Here is a 20420-nt window from a genome sequence, read left to right on the forward strand (position 1 = left end):
TAATAATCTAAAACCTCTAATATTTTACTTCTTTATTAATTCAATAAGGAAACTATTTTCCATTTCTGTGAAATTCTTAAAAACATAATCTGCTTCATAAAGAATTTCTTGTTCACCTATTCCAATACTTACCATATTAGCAGCATTGGCTGCTTGAACTCCGGCAACAGAATCTTCAAAAACAATACAATCCTCTTGCGCTATTCCTAATGCCTTTGCTGCCTTTAGAAAAACTTCTGGATTTGGTTTGCCTTTTTCAACGTCATTGCCATCCACAATGGCATTAAAATCTGATATCAAGTTTACTTTTTTCAATATGGTTCTAGCATTTTTACTTGCAGAACCTAATGCTATTCCCTGTTCATTTTGAATCAAATATTCTAAAACCCTGTTAACATCTGGAAGTATTTCTTCTTTATTCATTTTGTTGATGTAAGTCAAATAATCATCATTTTTGATGGCCATTAATTTCATGAAGTCATCTTCAGAAATGGTTTTATTGCCCCATTCCAATATTTTCTCCAATGATTTAATTCGGCTAACCCCTTTTAGTTGCTCGTTTTCTTTTTCAGTAAAACTCACACCAATACTTTCGGCAAGTTTTCGCCATGCTAAATAGTGATACTTTGCCGTATCAACAATAACACCATCTAAATCGAATATGAATCCTTTTTTATTCATTCTTTATAGTTCTTCTACTTGATAGGTTATAGCATTTTTATTTGTAATTAAAAGATTGCAAAGGCCTGCAATCATCAAACTAATTCCTGCAACAGTCATGGCGTTAATAGCTTCGTCTCCCAGTAATCCTGACACGTAGTTAATTCCACCAAGAGCTGCTATAATTTGAGGAATTACTATAAACATGTTGAAAATTCCCATAATAACTCCCATTTTCTTGGGATCTACCGCACTAGAGAGCATAGCATATGGCATAGATAGAATACTTCCCCAAGCAAAACCAATTAACACAAAACAGTATTTTAAATTTTCTGGTGAGGTATAATTCATTAACAGAAAACCAAGACCTCCTAACATTAGCGAAAACATGTGTACGAGTTTCCTGTTGATCCTCCTTTTTGAAGTATAAAAGGTTAGCAATAATGCAAACGCCATAGAAGACAAACCGTATACTCCCATAGCAGAACCTACAGCATTTGAAGATTCTTGAAATGCTGTATTAGCAACATTAAATGCTTCTAGTTGCTCTGGTAAAGCCATATCGTAAGCCGACTCTATTGGTGCCGGTGTATTAAAAACATGTTCGGTTAAAGCCGGATTGGCCAAACTCCACATAGTAAAAAAAGCAAACCAGGAAAAAAATTGAATAACCCCTAGTTTTTTCATGGTTAAAGGCATACTGCCAATATTGTTGAGTATATCTGGAATAAATTGATTTTTCTTTGCTTTTTCGCGTTCAAATTCTTCCATATCTTCTGGTGGATATTCAGTAGTTGTAAAAATGGTGTAAAGAATACTAACCAAAAACACAAATCCACCAATAGCGAAAGCTACTTTCACCGACATAGGAACAACACCAGATTCTGCTGAATTACTAACACCCAACTGTGAAACCATCCACGGTAAATTACTAGCCACCCATGTTCCAATTCCAATAATCAAAGTTTGCACCACAAATCCATAAGATCTTTGAGACTGCGGTAACTTGTCTGCAACCAAAGCCCTAAAAGGTTCCATAGAAATATTAATAGAAGCATCCAGAATCCATAAAAATCCAGCTGCCACCCATAATACAGGGGAATGTGGTACGAAAAACAAAGCCAACGAACTTAATATGGCACCAATTAAAAAATAAGGCCTGCGACGACCTAATTTAGGGTGCCAAGTTCTATCGCTTAAATAGCCAATAATAGGCTGGACAAGCAAACCTGTTAATGGTGCTGCAATCCACAAAAGCGGAATGGCATCTTTTTCTGCTCCAAGAGTTTGAAAAATTCGAGACATAAAGCCTCCTTGTAAGGCAAAACCAAATTGAATTCCAAGAAAACCGAAACTCATGTTCCAAATTTCCCAAAAGCCAAGGGTGCGCTTTTTCATAATAGTATAATTAAGTTAATACTATTTTGACAAGCTATTTTACTTATCAAAACTTAAGGTGAGAAGTGAAAATATAAGTTTTGATTCGGGTGTAAATATATAAAAGTTTTTAAAATTTGCTGTGTTAATTTTTATTTTGTTGATTCACGCTCAACCAATTCGGTTTCAATAACAATCGTTTGAAATTGCTCTTCTTCATCTTCATGTTCCAGCTTATGGATTAACAATTCTGCTGCTTTTTCTCCTATTTTTTGACCATGTTGGCTAACAGTAGTAAGGCTTGGCGTTGCATGTTTAGACAATACGCCATCTGTAAAACCTATAACTTGGATATCGTTAGGTATATGCTTGCCAAATTTTCTTGCCACCTTCATCGCGGTAATAGCATACAATTCATTTACGGCAAAAACACCGTCTAATTTTTTATTACTTTTAAAAAGGTGTTCAATTTCACGCTCTAAAATATCGAGGTAATCTTCAGAAACAAGTTTATCATCCACTTTTAAAATTAAGCTAGCTTCAGGATGTATTTTATTTTCATCTAAAGCCTCTAAATATCCTTGAGTTCTCAATTTACCTACGCTAACATAGTCTTTTGTAGTTATTATGGCTATTTTTTTACAGCCATTTTCAACAAGCTTGTTTACCGCTTTTTTTGACCCTTGTACGTCATCAACAATAACTTTATCACATTTTATATCATTAATTACCCGATCAAACATAACAATTGGCATACCTTGACTTATGGTTTCATTAAAATGATGGTAGTCCTGTTGCAGTAATGTTTCTTTAGAAATTGATAAAATAAATCCATCTATACTGCCATTAGCAAGCATTTCCATATTAATAACTTCCTTATCAAAAGATTCGTTAGACAACCCAACAATAACATTATAGCCCTGTTTGTTTGCAACCAGTTCAATGCCTCTAATTACTTTAGAGAAAAAATGATGCACAATTTCAGGAATAATAATACCAATGGTTTTGGTTTTCCTGTTCTTTAAGCTTAAGGCAATATTATTTGGCCTGTAGTTATACAATTTAGCAAAGGCCTGAACTTTTTCTCTTGTGTCTTCACTAATTTCTTTGCTATTTCTCAAGGCTTTTGACACGGTAGAAATGGAAACATCCAACTCTTTGGAAATTTGTTTTAAAGTAACTTTACGCTTCATTTTTATTTTAAAAAGATCTTTTGTATAAAGGTAGTATATATTGCCAAAAAATTTCATATTTCAAGGTTTTTCTTACTAAAAACACAAAACCGTTAAAAAGTTGTTAACACGAAAACGTTTTCGTTGCGAATACAGCAATTTTAAAGCCTTTGTTTACCTAAATTTTACATAGATTTAACATCGAGAAGTGGAAATATGACCAACAAATTTTAAGACTAATTCAAAAGTATTTTATGAAAACAACTTTTAATAGCGTATTGTTTATGCTACTAATTTTACCAACGTTTATGTTTGGTCAAAATACAGTAACAGGAACAGTAACTGAACAATCTTCTTCCTTGCCGCTTCCTGGAGTAAATGTTTTAATTAAAGGCACAACTACAGGTACAGCTACAGATTTTGATGGTAATTATCAAATTGAAGTCGGCAATGGAGATGTATTAGTATTCTCCTATATAGGATATGTTACTAAAGAAATAACTTATAATGGAGAGACCAACTTAAATGTATCGCTTGATGAAGACGCTGCCCAATTGGATGAGGTTGTCGTTATTGGTTACGGTACCGTAAAAAAAGAAGATGCTACAGGTTCTGTCTCTTTAGTTACCGATGATGATTTTAACAAGGGAAATATTGTATCTACTGACCAATTAATCAATGGTAAGGTTGCTGGTGTAAGAATTACTAATGCTGGTGGACAACCAGACTCTGCCCCTAATATTAGAATTAGAGGTGGATCTTCCTTAAGTGGGAATAACGACCCTTTAATTGTAATTGATGGTGTGCCATTATCAAATATTAATCCAGCTGGTGTTAGCAACCCTTTATCTCTAGTAAATCCTAATGATGTCGAGAGCTTTTCTATTTTAAAAGACGCTTCAGCTACGGCAATTTATGGTTCTCGAGCTTCTAATGGTGTAATAATAATTACCACCAAAAAAGGTACTTCTGGTGAGCCTCAATTTAATTTCTCAACAGACATTTCGGTTAATGGAGCTGGCGAAGGACTGGACATGATGGATAGCGATACTTATGTTAGGTTTATCCAAGAATATCATCCAGATTTAATAGATAAATTAGGGGTTCCTGTTGGTTCAGTACAAACTAATGAGCCTATATCTCAAATAATCGATACACCAAATGGTCCACGAGCTATTTATGATACCGATTGGAGAGACAATGTTTTAAGGACTGCTTTTACTTCTAATACTAATTTTAACGCTAGAGCAAACCTATTTGGAAAATTACCTTTTAGAGGTTCAATTGGATATACTAATGCTGAAGGTATTGTTAAAACCGATGATTATGAGCGTGTGACTGCTGCTATTAATTTATCTCCAAAATTTTTGGATGACGATTTAAAAGTAACATTAAATGCAAAAGCTACTTATGCTGATAAAAATTCAGTAGACGCAGGAGGCGCTTTAGGTGGGTCTTTGACATTTGACCCTACAAAACCCGTTTATAATAATGCGCCTGACAATCGCTTTGGAGGTTATTATTTTAATACAAATGTTGATGGAAATCGTTTAATACTTGATGGACAATGGAACCCATTGGCATTGTTAGAACAACGTGAGCGACCAGAACGCACCACACGTTTTCTTGGAAACCTAGAATTGGATTATTCTTTTGACTTCCTTCCTGGATTGCGAGCAGTTGTTAATTTAGGTTTAGATGCTTCAAAATCAACCATCAAAGAACGTTACTATGATAATGCGGCAGCAACCTATAGATTTGACAGTGCAAATTCTGATATCAATACTAATTTTGTATTTAACCCTGGCATTCACTATCAAGAGCATCAGCATATTACGAATACAACTATGGATGCTTTCTTGCAGTACGCAAAGTCTTTTGATGATAAATTTGTAAGCAAGTTTGATGTACAGGTAGGCTATTCTTATCAGAATTTTAAAAATGATGGGAATAAAGACCTTTACGATTATGACAACGACACAGGTATACGATTTGAAACACTTAACGAAAGTAACCCGAACAACAGATATTACAATGTATTAAACTTGCAATCGTTTTTCGGGAGAGCAAATGTTGACCTTTTAGATAAATATCTTTTCACTTTTTCTTTAAGAGCAGATGCCTCTTCTCTATTTGTTGCGGACGACGTTTGGGATCCAAATGCTTGGGGCTTTTTTCCTGCAGCAGCGGTTGCCTGGAAAGTGACTAGTGAAGAATTCATGCAAAATGTGAATTTCATAAATGATTTAAAAGTTAGAGTTGGCTGGGGTAAAACGGGTCAGAATGACATCTCTCAAATTGTAGGCTATTATCCTACTACACCTTTATTTACTGCTGGTGGAAACAATAGCCAGTACTTACCTGGTGCAGGATTATATTCAGCACTTCCTTACAACCCAGATTTAACGTGGGAAAAAACCACTACCTACAATTTAGGTATTGATTTTAGTTTCTTTAACCATAATTTTGTTTCTGGTTCTTTTGATATATACAAAAAAGAAACTAAAGATTTACTAGCTCGTGTAAATGTTCCGCCTGGTCAAGGGTTTTCAGATACATTCATTGAAAATATTGGAGAAATAGAAGGTAAAGGATTTGAATTAAATTTAAATATAAATCCTGTTGAAACTGATAATTTATCAGTAAATTTATATGGTAATGTAGGCTATGTTTATAATGAAATTACTGACATTGGTGGTCAAGCAGATATAAACAGAAATGGAAGCTTAAGAGGTACAGGTACTTTCTTATTAAATGATGTTGTTGGGCAACAAGCACAAAGTGCATATGTCTTTAAGCAGGTTTATGATAGTAATGGTAATGTAATTCCTGGAGCTTTTGCAGATCTCAATGGAGATAATGTAATCAACAATGATGATAGGTATCATGTTCAAATTGCGCCAAATTGGACTTACGGTTTTGGACTGAACTTCACTTACAAAAAATGGGATTTCTCTTCAGGATTCATTGGTCAAATAGGTGGTAACATATATAACTTTAACAAAATGAATTATGGTTTTACCGAAGCCGTTGTACCTGCCAATAACAATAGTATTACCAATGCACTTAATTTTTATAACGGTGCCGCTGATCCAGCATTTGAAAATGTTAACGGAAACATTCAATTTTCTGATTACTTTTTAGAAGATGCCACATTCTTAAGATGTAATAATATTGTTTTAGGCTACACCTTTGATAACATGATTAAAAATGGAAATATAAGAATGTATGGAGCCGTATCCAATCCTTTTGTAATTACAGATTACTCTGGAATGGACCCACAAAACTTTGGTGGTATTGATCGCGATTTCTATCCAAGACCAACGACGTTTACACTGGGTGTTAATTTTGATTTTTAAAAAATAAACTATGAGAAAAATAATATTTATAACAGGAATTTTAGTGCTGACACTGATGTCATGTACTGCTGATTTAGATACCGAACCTAAAGTTGAGTTATCTCTTGAAGAAATATTAGCAGAAGACCCTAATGCCATTGAAGGTATTGTGTCTAGGCTATATGCTTCATTTGCGCTTTCAGGACCTAATGGGCCAGGAAGTTCAGACATTAGTGATGACGCAGGTGAATCACCTTTTTTAAGGGGTATTATAAACCTTCAAGATTTTACTGCAGACGGTATGAAAAACAGATGGGGTGATGATGGTCTAGATCAATTAACGACAGCTTCAAATTGGGATGCTAACAATAAGTTTTTTAGATATTTATACAATAGAGCCTATTACACCATTCCACAATGTAATAATCTAATAAGCATTCTAAACACTTCCAGTGATATTCCAGATGCCGGCGAGGCATTATCTGAAGCACGTTTTTTACGCTCACTAGCCTATTTTTATTTAATTGATGTTTTTGGAAAAGGTGTATTAGTGACTGAAGATAACCTTAATCAAACCGAACCGCTTCCTGAAGCCTCAAGAAGAGAACTTTTTGATTTTGTTGAATCAGAATTATTAGAAATTCAACCTAACATGTCTCCAAACAATGGTTATGGGCGTGCCAACAAGTATGTTGCAGCTATGTTATTGGCTAAATTATATATGAATGCAGAAGTTTATATTGGTGAAAACAGATATAGTGAGGCACTAACCTATATTAGTATCGTGTTAGACGAAGGTGGCTATCAATTAGCCGATAATTTTTTAGAGAATTTTTCAGCTGATAACGATATATCACCTGAAATAATCTTTCCGTTAATAGCTGATGCTGTTAACAGTCAGAGTTTTGGAAACACTACCTATATTGTAAATGGTAGTTTAAGTTCAGATACCATGACACTTTCAGATTATGGTGCTGCTGAAGGATGGCAAGGCCATCGTGCTACAGAGGCGTGGTATGGTCTATTTGGAGATTTAGGCACTTCAACCGACGATCGTGCTGCTCTATTTTGGACATCAGGCCATAATTATATTATGACCGATTATAAAGAATGGACTGATGGGTATCCTTCCATCAAATTTAGAAACACAGAATACAATAGTAATTCAAATACAACAACAGCTTTTTCAAGTACAGATTTTCCTTTGTACAGATTAGCCGATGCTTATTTAATGTATGCTGAATGTGCTCTTCGTGGTGCTGCTGGTGGAGACATGTCTAGAGCTCTTAATTTAGTTAATGAGGTAAGAGAACGATCATCGGCATCCACTATAACTATGAATGAACTGACTCTAGATTTTATTATCGACGAAAGAGCTCGTGAATTAAACCTTGAAGGACACAGAAGAACTGATTTAATCCGCTTTGGAATGTTTACTGGCAGTAGTTACTTATGGCCATGGAAAGGCAATGTGCTTAATGGAGCATCAATTCCTGCTCATTATAATGTTTTTCCTATTCCAGAACAAGCATTAAGTGCTAATCCTAATCTTGAGCAAAATATAGGGTACTAATTTTAAAAAATGAAGACAATGAAATATATATATAAATTAACATACCTCTTTGTAATAGCTTTAATTTTATGTTCATGTTCAGATGATGATGAAAAGTTAACGCTATCAACTCAAGGAGGAAGTGTAATAAACACCCCTAGCAATGGGCAAGCATTTGTTTTAAATCCTTTAGAAGAACAAACCAATATTGCCATAACTATTAGTTGGGACCATTCTAACTATGGAACACCAACCGGTATTGACTATACAATACAAATGGCTGTTAGTGGAACCAACTTTAATGATGCCGTTACTCTGGCAACTATCAGCGAGACATATTTTACAATGTCTATTGCAGATTTTAATTCAACATTAGGCTCTCTTGGTCTATTCCCATTTACAGAAAGCAGTGTAGATATAAGAATTATGTCATCTGTTGGAGATCCAAGTCAATTACCTCAATATTCTGAAACGGTTACAATATTAGTAACACCTTTTACTACAGACCTGCCTAAAATAGCTGTTCCTGGAAATCACCAAGGCTGGGATCCTCCTACAGCACCATTATTAGCTTCATCTGCTTTTGGAGAAACTGATTACGAAGGCTATGTTTGGCTTGATGGTGATTATAAGTTTTTAGCACCTAATCAATCAGGTATGTTTGAATGGGGTAGTACAGATTGGGGAGACGACGGTAGTTTTAGTGGCGTTTTAGTTGAAGAAGATGAAGTTAACTGCACGGCTGTTTCCAATTATTATTTTGTAAAAGCTAATACAGAAGAATTAACTTATTCCGCTGAGGCGCATAGCTGGGGTGTTATAGGAAACGCAACCCCAACTGGGTGGGATAGTGACACTGATATGGTTTATGACCCTGATACTAAAACGTTAAGAGTTACTCTAGATTTAGTAGCCCAACAGGCTCCAGACAACGGATTGAAATTTAGAGTTAACGATGATTGGACTATTAATTTAGGGGATACAGATGCCGATGGCACTATGGAATACAGTGGCGATAATATTGGTGTTCCTGAATCTGGTAATTACACAATTGTATTAGACTTATCTAATCCAAGAGAATACACATACTCTCTGATTCTAAACTAATTTAAAATGAAAAAAATATTAAAAATACTCTCACTAATAACACTACTTTTTGTAGCTGTTAATTGTAATGACGAAAATGATTTTGGTTTTGTTGAACCAGAAGATACTTTTACAATTGTATCACCAAGTAGTGGCGCTTCTTTAATTCTTGATGGCGAGAACGAACAAAACATTGCGCTTACAATGGTTTGGGAAGATAATGTCACTAATTCGAGCAGCTATACTGTAGACATGTCTACAACAGAAGAGTTTACAGAATCTGTTACAATTGGCTCTTCTTCAACCAATACTTTTTCATTGTCTGTTCAAAGTTTAAACGCCTTATTATTGGATTATAACATTCCAGCTTTTGAAGAGTCAAATTTGTACTTTCGAGTAGGTTCAGAAAATCAATATACCGATGTAATTTCTTTGGTAATTAGTTCATACCCTCAATCAAATCCTGTTATTACAAGTCCAGATAGCACATTTGACGTTGTTTTATCTGATATCACTGAAGATGAAACAGCATTAACCGTTACATGGGATGATCCTGATTTTTCTGATGATCCTCCTATATTAATTAATTATCATGTCGAAGCTGCGGTAGCTGGTACAGATTTTGCAGTTGTCGAAAATATTGGAACAACTTCTGAAAGAACCGATGACACCACTCATGGTGAACTGAATGATGCTGCATTAAATCTTGGTCTTGCTGTAGATACTGCAGGCTCCTTGGATGTGAGAGTTCGTTCGGTTATTGAAACTGCTAGTGGTAATTTAGAGCGTATATCAGATTTTATTACTATAACTGTTACGCCTTATGAAACTGCACTTTTACCTGTAATATATGGTGTTGGAGCAGGATTGCCTGATGCTGGTTGGGGCTGGGCTTCTCCTGTAGAACTTTTACTTCAAGGATCTGTGTATTCAGGTAATGTTAATTTACAAAACAATGGTGGTGCAGATAATAATTTTAGATTTTTTGCACAAATGGATTGGGGGCCAACTAGCTTCAATTACCCATGGTATGAATCTAGAGGTTTTACCATTGACCCTAACCTTGAGAATGCCAATGATGGTGATAGTAATTTTGCTTTTGTAGGAACAACAGGGCAATATTTCCTTGAAATTGACATGGAAAACAAAACAATAACTTTAGGTCCACCTGTTGTAGGTCCTAATTGTGAGTTTGACCAACTTTGGTTAGTAGGTGCCGGTGTACCAGATGCTGGTTGGGGTTGGGACTCTCCAGTTCAATTACCATGTACTGGTAACGGTGTCTATTCTGGTAACGTTACATTTGCCAACGATGCTTTCAGGTTCTTCACATCTGAAGGTGATTGGGGTTCAGGTAGAAACTTTCCGTATTATGAAGGTGAAGGCTATACAATAGATGCTAATTTTGAAAATGCTAATGATGGTGATAGCAACTTCAGATTTAATGGAACTCCAGGGGAATATTTCCTAACCATGGATACCATAAACAAAACCATAACTCTTGGACCACCACAAACTGCTTGCGAGTTTGATCAACTCTGGTTAGTTGGTGCTGGTGTTCCTGATGCTGGTTGGGGATGGGATACTCCTGTAGAATTCCCATGTACAGGTGCCGGAATCTATTCAGCCCAAGTTACTTTTGCCAATGATGCCTTTAGGTTCTTTACAGCTGAAGGCGATTGGGGTTCAGGTAGAAACTTCCCGTATTATGAAGGCGAAGGTTACACAATAGATGCCAATTTTGAAAATGCAAATGATGGTGATAGTAATTTTAGTTTTGTAGGAACTCCTGGAACCTATACACTGACTATGGATACAGTTAATAAAACAATAACCCTACAATAATTCCTAAAAGGCTATGGAAAATCCATAGCCTTTTTTATTAAAAAAACATGAAACAAAAATTACTTTTTATTCCTTTTTTATTCCTCACAGTATTTCTGTACGCTCAAACACAAGATGATGTTACTTTTAGTATATCACCATCAGCATTCGAGGAAAATGAAGAAATTACTATAACCGTTTCTAATTTAGATGCCTCCGTTTGGGGAAGTACCAATGCTGAAGATATTTATTTATGGTCTTGGTATTTTGATACTAATGGAAACCAAGTAGGAGATTCTCCAACTAACGGTCAATGGACAGATTCTAATGAAGTTCAAAAGTTTACCAATAACAACGACGGTACTTACACCTTTACGCTAACGCCTACCTCCTTTTTCAATGACACTGGAATTGGTCAAATAGGGATGCTTGTAAAAAGTGATGATGGCGCTCAACAATCGCAAGATGAATTGTTTTACGTCGGTATAATCACACTTATCCTAAACAATCCAACTTCTGATACGGTTATTATAGAGTCTGGCGGTAGTATACCAATTAGTGCTTACATGATTTCTGGCGGAAGCACCGAAGTTGGTAATTTTGAGGTTTTTTTAAATGATAATTCTGTTGCTACCGGAACTGGTTTCCCAAATTTTGGAACAACGATTACCAATGTCACGGAGTCAGGTACGATGCGAGTTGTTGGGACACCTTTTAGCTCTTCTGAATCTGGTGAAGCCAGTTTTGAAGTTGTAATCGCAAATATAATTAGTGAAGAGTTGCCAGCAAATCTAGTTGATGGGATTAACTATAACGAGTCAGATCCTACTAAAGCTACTTTGGTTGTAGATGCACCGAATAAAGATTTTGTCTATTTGGCTGGAAGTTTTAATAATTGGGATCCTTATAGTTCTCATTTAATGAAAAAAGACCCTTCCAGTTCAAAATTCTGGCTGGAATTGACAGGTTTGAGTCCAGGTGAAATTTATACTTACCAATATTGGATTTATGATAACTCGCCTGTTGCCAATTCGCCGAATGAAGTTAAAACAGCCGATCCATATTCAACATTAGTATTATCACCATTCGATGATCCCTGGATTCCTGATTCTACCTATCCAGATTTACCGGCTTACCCGGTTGGGCAAGAACGTGAAGTTACTGTGCTACAAACTGGCCAAATAGATTATGATTGGCAAGTAACTAACTTCAATAAACCTAAAAAAGAGGATCTTGTTATATATGAAGTATTAATCAGGGATTTTGATAGTGATAGAAATTATCAAGATTTAATTGACAAAATAGATTATTTTAAAAACTTAAATATCAATGCTATTGAGTTAATGCCTATAATGGAATTTGAAGGCAATGAAAGTTGGGGATACAACACATCTTTTCACATGGCTTTAGATAAGTTTTATGGCACCGAAAACAAGCTTAAAGAATTTATTGATACATGCCACCAAAATGGTATAGCTGTCATTTTGGACATCGCATTAAATCATGCTTTCGGAAGAAATCCGATGGTACGTATGTGGATGGATGACCCAGATGGTGATGGTTGGGGAAGCCCTAGTAGCGAAAACCCTTACTTCAATCAAGAAGCTAGACATAGTTATAATGTTGGGTCAGATTTTAACCATCAATCAACATATACACAAAGTTATGTTGAACGCGTTATTCAGCATTGGATTGAAGACTATAAAATAGATGGTTTTCGTTGGGATTTAACAAAAGGCTTTACTCAAAATTGTTCTGGAAACGACGAAGGTTGCACAAACTCTTATCAGCAAGACCGCGTAGATATTTTAAAGCAATATGCAGATTTTTCGTGGAGCTTAGACCCTGACCATTATGTTATTTTCGAACATTTAGGTCAAGACAATGAAGAGCAACAATGGGCCAACTACAGAATTGACGAAGGTAAAGGTATTATGATGTGGGGTATTATGAATTCTGAATACAACCAATTAACAATGGGTTATGCCACTAATTCCAACATTAATAGAATGGGGTATACTTCAAGAGGATTTACAGCTCCAAGATTAGTTGGCTATGCTGAAAGTCATGATGAGGAACGATTAATGTATAAAAACCTTCAATATGGTAACAGTTCAGGTGGTTACGATGTAACAGAATTAAACACCGCTTTAGAAAGAATGTCAGCTTTAGGCGCTGTTACATTAACAATTCCTGGACCAAAGATGATTTGGCATTTTGGGGAACTCGGCATGGAAAATTCAATATTTACATGTAGTGATGGCTCTGTAAATGAACCAGGTGGAACAGATGGCGATTGTAAGTTAGATACCAAGCCACAACCGCAATGGGTAAACAATTGGCCAGACGATTCTTCTAGAAGTCAAATTTATAATGATTGGGCAAGATTAAATGAGTTGAAAATTAATGAGGCTGTTTTCGAAGGAGACTATTCTATTGATTCTGGGAACTTAACTCCAAGAATTTACATTTGGGACGATGCCCTTCCAAGTTCAGGACTAAAAAATGTAGTTATATTGGCCAATTTTGATGTTGTTACGCAAAATGTAGTTCCAAATTTTCCATATACAGGAGATTGGTACGACTTAATGGATGAAACGGGTAATTCAGTAATTAATGTAACCAATACCACTGCTACTATTAGTATTCCTGCTGGCGGTTTCAAAATTTTTGGAAATGCAAGTACATTAAGTAATGTTGACTTTATTGCTGAAGAAGGATTAAAAATTTATCCAAACCCAGCAAATAAATCATTCCGTATAAACCAAAGTATTTCCAACTTACAGGTTTATAATATCACAGGAAAACTAGTAAAACAATATACTGGTGATTTTTCAAAAAATAAGGATTTTAATATTGAATCACTAAATAGTGGTATCTATATTATTAAAGCTCAAAATAACTCAGGAGGACATTTAACCACTAAACTTGTGAAGATCTGAGTCTATTTATTGATTAATAGCAATTTTTCAGTAGAAAAAAGGTTCAATCCAAAAGGGTTGGACTTTTTTTTTATTCCTCTAACCTAAATAGTTTAAGACAAAAAATCGATAATTAGCATAGTTTTAACGAAATAACTCCTTTCTAAATAGCACGTTAAACAAAAATTAATAACTTGTAATGTCCAAACTAAAAAGTTAGGTATCAAAAACTTTATACAAACATATCGTATAATAATATCACTCCTTTATATATTATTTATAAATGTCTGTCATGCTCAAACATGGACTGACAAAAATGAAGATGAATCATATATAGCTCGTCATGAATGTGGATTTGCGCAAGTAGGCGATAAGTTTTTTTTATTTGGTGGTCGCGAATCGCCTCGTGTAGTAAACATTTATGATTACTCTTCCGATTCATGGACAACAGGTGCTTTGGCACCAGTGGATTTAAATCATTTTCAAGCAGTAGAATATGAGGGATTGATATGGGTTATTGGTGCTTTTAAAACAAATTCGCCTACTCCAGAAGAAAATGCAGACTATGTTTACATGTATAATCCTGCTTTAGATCAATGGATTCAAGGGATGGAAATTCCAAGTGCCAGAAAACGGGGTTCTTCAGGTTTAACATTGTATAACAATAAATTTTATTTAGTTGGCGGCAATACTATGGGACATGATGGTGGATATGTTTCTTATTTTGACGAATTTGACCCTCAAACCGGAACTTGGACAGTAATGACAGATGCTCCGAGACCTCGAGATCACTTTCAGACTGTTGTATTCAACAATAAATTATATGCTATTGGTGGCAGGCTTACTGGTGGAGTTGGCGGTTTATTTGAACCACAAGTGCCCGAAGTTGACATTTATGATTTCAACACTAATTCTTGGTCTACATTGGACATCGCTAAAAACCTCCCTCATCCACGTTCTGGATTAGCTGTAGTATTATTTAATGGAGAAATATTTACTATTGCGGGTGAGTCTACTTTTGGAAGCCCAACAAACACTAATGCCCCAAGAGATTTGGTACAAGCTTTTAATCCAACAACAGAAACTTGGTCTAATAAAGCTAGTTTAAATTACAGTCGCCATGGTTTTCAAGCTATCACATCAGGTGATGGCATACATATTACTGCCGGATATGGTGGTGGTTCAGTTATGAAAAATATGGAATTCTATGGCATAGACAATCCCATTGGATCACCAAATACATCAAGTGATTTCCAACCCGATGAAACCACTAAATCTTTTACCTACGAAGAAAATGAGGGAACAATAACCATCGATATCATTTTATCAAACTCATTAGGCACAACAGGTACGTATATAGACAATATAGAAATTACTGGAGCAAACTTTACTTTAGTAGAATCTTATAACAATAGATTTCTTGGTGCTAATAGTGATTTAACCGTTTCGGTAATATTAAACGATACAACAAATGATGAAAGTAATGGAACTGTAACAGTAACTTACAACAATACATCTACTTTAAATATTATTCTCGATGGTGAATTAGACGGCACACTTTCTGTACAGAATAATGAATTAGTTGACAACCATTTAATTCTTTATCCCTCCCCAACAAAGAATACGTTTAAAATAAACAAAGACATTGCATCCCTTGAAATTTATAATTTAAACGGAAAGCTACTCAAACAATTTCAAGGTAATTTCAATTCAGATTCTTTTTTTGATATTTCAGAATTGGATCCAAATTTATATATAATAATCGCAAGAGATTTAAATAATAGCACTCATAATTCTAAACTTCTAAAAAAATAAAAACGTCTTGTTTCCAAGAAGCTTTTCCATTTTAATCGTGCGGGCAAAGAGACTTACTTCGATAATCTTTGCATAAACTTCTCGTCTCTTCTCTAAATAACTCTTAAATGTTTTCCAATAAAAAAAGCCTCGGCATCTACCAAAGCTTTATCCTATATCGTGCGGGCGGAGAGACTCGAACTCTCACACCTCGCGGCACTAGATCCTAAGTCTAGCGTGTCTACCAATTCCACCACGCCCGCAATTAAGGACTGCAAATATAAACAATAGTTTGAATATTCAAATGCATCTAGTAGGAAAAAGTTGTTACTGTTTTGTACTTTTGAAAAAATTGAAAAAAAATACCATGAATAATATAAAAGACTATGTTTCTGCAAACAAAGACCGTTTTTTAAACGAACTTATTGAACTGCTTAAAATCCCTTCTGTTAGTGCCGATTCGGCTTTTAAACAAGATGTACTAAAAACCGCTGATGCCGTTAAAGAAAGTCTTGAAAAGGCAGGATGCGATAAAGTAGAAATTTGCGAAACCAATGGCTACCCTATTGTTTATGGCGAAAAAATAATAGATAAAAAACTTCCAACCGTTTTGGTTTATGGCCATTATGACGTGCAACCAGCGGACCCAATCGAACTTTGGGATTCACCACCATACGAACCCGTAATTAAAAAAACTGAATTGCACCCTGAAGGAGCCATTTTTGCTCGTGGTGCTTGTGATGACAAAGGGCAAATGTATATGCACGTTAAAGCTTTGGAGTTTATGACCTCTACCAATCAATTGCCTTGTAACGTTAAGTTTATGATTGAAGGCGAAGAAGAGGTTGGTAGCGTTAACCTCTCAACATTCGTAAAAAACAATCATGAGAAATTAAAGAACGATGTGATTCTGATTTCCGATACAGGCATGATTGCCAAAGATGTGCCTAGTATTACAACTGGTTTACGTGGTTTAAGCTATGTTGAAGTTGAAGTAACAGGGCCTAATCGTGATCTGCATTCCGGGTTGTATGGAGGTGCTGTTGCCAATCCAATTAATGTGTTAACAAAAATGATTGCTTCGCTTCATGACGAAAACAATCATATTACCATTCCTGGTTTTTATGATAAGGTAGAGGACCTATCTCAAGAAGAACGTGCCGAAATGGCCAAGGCACCTTTTTCATTAGAAGACTATAAGAAAGCACTCGATATAGATGCTGTTTATGGTGAAGAAGGCTATACAACCAACGAACGTAATTCTATTAGACCAACATTAGACGTTAACGGAATTTGGGGTGGTTACATTGGTGAAGGTGCTAAAACCGTTATTGCCAGTAAAGCGTATGCTAAAATATCTATGCGTTTAGTACCACATCAAGACTGGGAGGAAATAACCGAATTGTTCAAAACACATTTTGAGAGTATTGCTCCAGCTGGCGTTAAAGTAAAAGTAACACCTCATCATGGTGGGCAAGGTTATGTAACACCAATTGATAGTATTGGTTACCAAGCAGCCAGTAAAGCCTATGAAGAATCGTTTGGAAAAAAACCTATTCCGCAACGAAGTGGTGGCAGTATTCCTATTGTGGCCCTTTTTGAGCAGGAACTTAAAAGTAAAACCATTTTAATGGGCTTTGGATTAGATAGTGATGCCATTCATTCGCCTAACGAACATTATGGCGTTTGGAATTATTTTAAAGGTATTGAAACCATTCCGCTGTTCTATAAATATTTTACAGAACTTTCTAAATAAATTAGCGTATTCGATTTATAAATTGTCATTCCGAGCTTGTCGAGGAATCTCTTGATAAAGATATTTTTTTAACTCTACATTTGTAGAATACAATTTTTTATTCTATGTTTGTAGAACATATTCTAAATTTGTAGAGAAATGCAATTATCAAAATCAGAAGAAGAGTTAATGAACCACCTGTGGAAACTGGAAAAAGCGTTTATGAAAGATTTATTAGATGCCTATCCAGAACCCAAACCAGCTCCTACTACAGTAGCCACACTTTTAAAGCGCATGGCAGACAAAGGGTTTATTGCCTATACAACCTTTGGGAAATCCCGTGAATACTATCCATTAGTTAAAAAGAAAACCTATTTCTCTAAACATGTAAACGGACTCATTAAAGATTTTTTTAATGACAGTGCTTCGCAATTTGCATCGTTTTTTACCAAAGAAACCAATTTATCTAAAGCTGAATTGGAAGACTTAAAAAAACTGATTGATAACGAAATTAAAAGCAGATAACTATGATACTTTATATTCTAAAATTCAGTGCCTGCTTGGCTGTTTTTATGCTGTTCTACAAATTGTTTTTGGAAAAGGAGAGCTTCCATCAATTCAAACGTGGTTATTTGTTGGGAACTTTAATTGTATCCGTTATTATTCCTCTGATAACATTTACAACTTATGTTGAAGTTGCTCCTTTGGAAATGCCTGTTTACAATTCTGAAATAGCAACACCTCCTTATGTACCTGAACACATGTTTGAAGAGTCTGTAAACTATTGGCCTACAATTTTGTGGAGTATTTACGGTATTGGCGTTTTTGTTTTTACAATTCGCTTCGGCATGAACTTAAGCAGAATCGTTAGACGCATAAAACAAAATCCAAAATTCAAAGCCCAATCATTTATACATGTTTTATTACATGATTTGGTACACCCACATACGTTTCTAAACTATATCTTTTTTAATAAAACCAAATATGAAGCGCATGAAATCCCTGAAGAAGTCTTACTTCACGAAGAAACCCACGCGAGGGAAAAACATGCTTTAGATATCTTGTTTATTGAGGTATTTCAAATTATTTTTTGGTTTAATCCGCTACTCTATTTTATTAAAAAGGACATCAAACTCAACCATGAATTTTTAGCTGACCAAGCTGTTATCAACCATGGCTTTGAGCTTAAAAATTATCAAAACACTTTACTGGCATTCTCATCAAATGCCCAAGAACTACAATTGGCAAATGCCATTAATTATTCATCAATCAAAAAACGTTTTACAGTTATGAAAACACACACATCAAAACACATTATTTGGGTTAGGAGTTTAATCTTACTGCCCTTACTCGCGCTATTAGTTTATAGTTTTAGCACCAACAAGATTGTTGAAAAACACATAGGTTATAAATCTGTAGAAGCAAGCCATACGGCTCGAAGTATTGATATTGATGTTCTTGAAAATGGAACATTTAAAATAGATGGCAGCAGCGCCACTAAAGAAACTTTTATGTCTACTATTAATCAAATACATCAGGACATATCTCATGAAGAACGCAATCAAATAATTAATGTTCATGTCAATAATGGTAAACCCGTTTCAGATGAAGACGTTTGGTTTATATACAACTCCTTCATTAAATATGGATTTCATCGAATTGTGACTTATAATCAGGAAATCATTCGTGAAAAAGGCAACACACCTTTTGCTATTATAAAAAATGATGAAAAACAAACAAAAATCCCTAAATTAGAATTAGAACAAAACCCTCTAAAACTCGTTCTTAATGGCAAACAAACCTCATTAGAAAATTTAAAAGATGATTTTAATAAAATAACGGGAGGACAGAAATCTAATTTAAATATTATCTCTAAAGGTGAAGATATAGATTATGAAATACTTAAAGAAATACTATTTGAATTAAAAGGTAATTTGAAAGATGCCAAATTATCTGATGGCATTATTCATGACTCAAATAAATATGAACTTGTTAAGAATGATAATGGCACGAGTTCTATTAAATCTATAGGCTACAAAGAAGCAAACACAAATAATCAAACCAATCCACTACCAAAAATTTATGGCCGTGTTTGTGATGGCTGCGAGATAAGTCTTACAAAAGAAGATATAGAAAACTTAACCATTGAAACCAACACCAAAGAACCCATAGCTTCCTTTAAAATCAAATTTGCTGGTAAACCTACTGTTAGTGTAACAGGTAACAAATTAAATGCAACAGCAATTAAACATTTAAACAATTCTAAAAACGGAGATTATATTCAATTATTTAATTTAAAAACACCAACTACTCGAATCAAACCACCTGTAATTATTAAACTAATTGATAAAAGTGAAGTGCCACCACCTCCACCACCACCTATTTCTGCCAATGCAACGCCAGAACAAAAAGACTTATATAAAAAAGCACATGAGGAATATTATAAAAAATATAAAGTTGTTAATGGTATGGTGGTCAAAAAAGAAAATTATTTAAATATTGAAAGAGATATAAAGGAACCTAAAATGGTTGTTGCTAAAGCTCCTGAAAAGCAGGTTCCACCTCCACCACCACCTCCAATTCCAGCTGATGCAACACCAGAACAAAAAGAAAAATATCAAAAAGTTAATGAGGAATACTATAAAAAGTATAAAGTTGAAAACGGTAAGGTTAGCAAGAGAAAACCATTACCGCCTAAACCACCAAAATCTCCTCTTGACCATGTTATAGAAATGGCAAAGAAAAATGCCACTTTTTATTTAGAAGGAAAAGAAATCAGTTCAGACAAAGCCATAGAAATTTTAAAAGTTAACAAGAGTATGAACATTTCAACCAAAAACTCAAGTTCTAAAAACCCAAAAGTCTATTTATCTAAAGAACCCATTACTATCAAAGAGAAATAGTTGATAAAACCCTTAAAATGTTAAAGCCTCGAAATATCGAGGCTTTTTTGTAACATTT

At 34.9% G+C, this 20420-nt stretch carries 12 protein-coding genes and 1 tRNA gene; 9 read left to right on the top strand and 4 right to left on the bottom strand.

The annotated features are described in order from the left end of the window. Window positions 1-24 precede the first annotated feature (24 nt). The 3 genes from pgmB to MTX13_RS04545 all read right to left on the bottom strand — a co-directional run bounded on the left by pgmB (window position 25) and on the right by MTX13_RS04545 (window position 3230). Window positions 25-681 (bottom strand): beta-phosphoglucomutase, encoded by a 657-nt coding sequence (pgmB, locus tag MTX13_RS04535; protein ID WP_250433194.1) that lies wholly within the window; start codon window positions 679-681, stop codon window positions 25-27. A 3-nt stretch (window positions 682-684) separates the two neighbouring features. Continuing rightward, window positions 685-2058, bottom strand: coding sequence for an MFS transporter (locus MTX13_RS04540; protein WP_250433195.1), 1374 nt, complete (start codon window positions 2056-2058; stop codon window positions 685-687). A 131-nt stretch (window positions 2059-2189) separates the two neighbouring features. Then, on the bottom strand, window positions 2190-3230 hold the full coding sequence (locus tag MTX13_RS04545) for a LacI family DNA-binding transcriptional regulator (protein WP_250433196.1): 1041 nt from the start codon (window positions 3228-3230) through the stop codon (window positions 2190-2192). A 233-nt stretch (window positions 3231-3463) separates the two neighbouring features. On the opposite strand from MTX13_RS04545, the gene MTX13_RS04550 reads away from it, so the two are divergent. The 6 genes from MTX13_RS04550 (at window position 3464) to MTX13_RS04575 (ending at window position 15745) form a co-directional block, all read left to right on the top strand. Further along, on the top strand, window positions 3464-6568 hold the full coding sequence (locus MTX13_RS04550) for a SusC/RagA family TonB-linked outer membrane protein (RefSeq protein ID WP_250433197.1): 3105 nt from the start codon (window positions 3464-3466) through the stop codon (window positions 6566-6568). 10 nt (window positions 6569-6578) lie between these two features. Continuing rightward, window positions 6579-8120, top strand: a complete 1542-nt coding sequence (locus MTX13_RS04555; RefSeq protein ID WP_250433198.1) for a RagB/SusD family nutrient uptake outer membrane protein — start codon at window positions 6579-6581, stop codon at window positions 8118-8120. 18 nt (window positions 8121-8138) lie between these two features. Continuing rightward, window positions 8139-9206, top strand: a complete 1068-nt coding sequence (locus MTX13_RS04560) for a SusE domain-containing protein (RefSeq protein ID WP_250433199.1) — start codon at window positions 8139-8141, stop codon at window positions 9204-9206. 6 nt (window positions 9207-9212) lie between these two features. After that, window positions 9213-11030, top strand: a complete 1818-nt coding sequence (locus MTX13_RS04565; RefSeq protein ID WP_250433200.1) for a SusE domain-containing protein — start codon at window positions 9213-9215, stop codon at window positions 11028-11030. A 47-nt stretch (window positions 11031-11077) separates the two neighbouring features. Next, a complete protein-coding gene (locus tag MTX13_RS04570; RefSeq protein ID WP_250433201.1) occupies window positions 11078-13951 on the top strand; it encodes an alpha-amylase family glycosyl hydrolase in 2874 nt (957 codons plus the stop codon). A gap of 258 nt (window positions 13952-14209) precedes the next feature. Further along, entirely contained in the window at window positions 14210-15745 is a 1536-nt protein-coding gene (locus tag MTX13_RS04575; protein WP_449555742.1) for a Kelch repeat-containing protein, read from the top strand. A gap of 160 nt (window positions 15746-15905) precedes the next feature. On the opposite strand, the gene MTX13_RS04580 is transcribed toward MTX13_RS04575, so the two are convergent. Then, window positions 15906-15987 (bottom strand) — tRNA-Leu (locus tag MTX13_RS04580). Between the two features lie 104 nt (window positions 15988-16091). Here MTX13_RS04580 and MTX13_RS04585 point away from each other — a divergent pair. From MTX13_RS04585 to MTX13_RS04595, 3 genes are all read left to right on the top strand, one after another. Next, the gene (locus tag MTX13_RS04585) at window positions 16092-17480 is read left to right on the top strand and encodes a dipeptidase (RefSeq protein ID WP_250433203.1); all 1389 of its coding nucleotides are present in this window, start codon (window positions 16092-16094) and stop codon (window positions 17478-17480) included. A 138-nt stretch (window positions 17481-17618) separates the two neighbouring features. Then, window positions 17619-17984, top strand: a complete 366-nt coding sequence (locus MTX13_RS04590; protein WP_250433204.1) for a BlaI/MecI/CopY family transcriptional regulator — start codon at window positions 17619-17621, stop codon at window positions 17982-17984. Window positions 17985-17986: 2 nt separating this feature from the next. Beyond that, on the top strand, window positions 17987-20362 hold the full coding sequence (locus MTX13_RS04595; RefSeq protein WP_250433205.1) for a M56 family metallopeptidase: 2376 nt from the start codon (window positions 17987-17989) through the stop codon (window positions 20360-20362). The last annotated feature ends 58 nt before the right edge of the window (window positions 20363-20420 follow it).

It is taken from the genome of Hanstruepera flava, from assembly GCF_023634025.1.
In the GTDB taxonomy this organism is placed as follows: domain Bacteria; phylum Bacteroidota; class Bacteroidia; order Flavobacteriales; family Flavobacteriaceae; genus Hanstruepera; species Hanstruepera flava.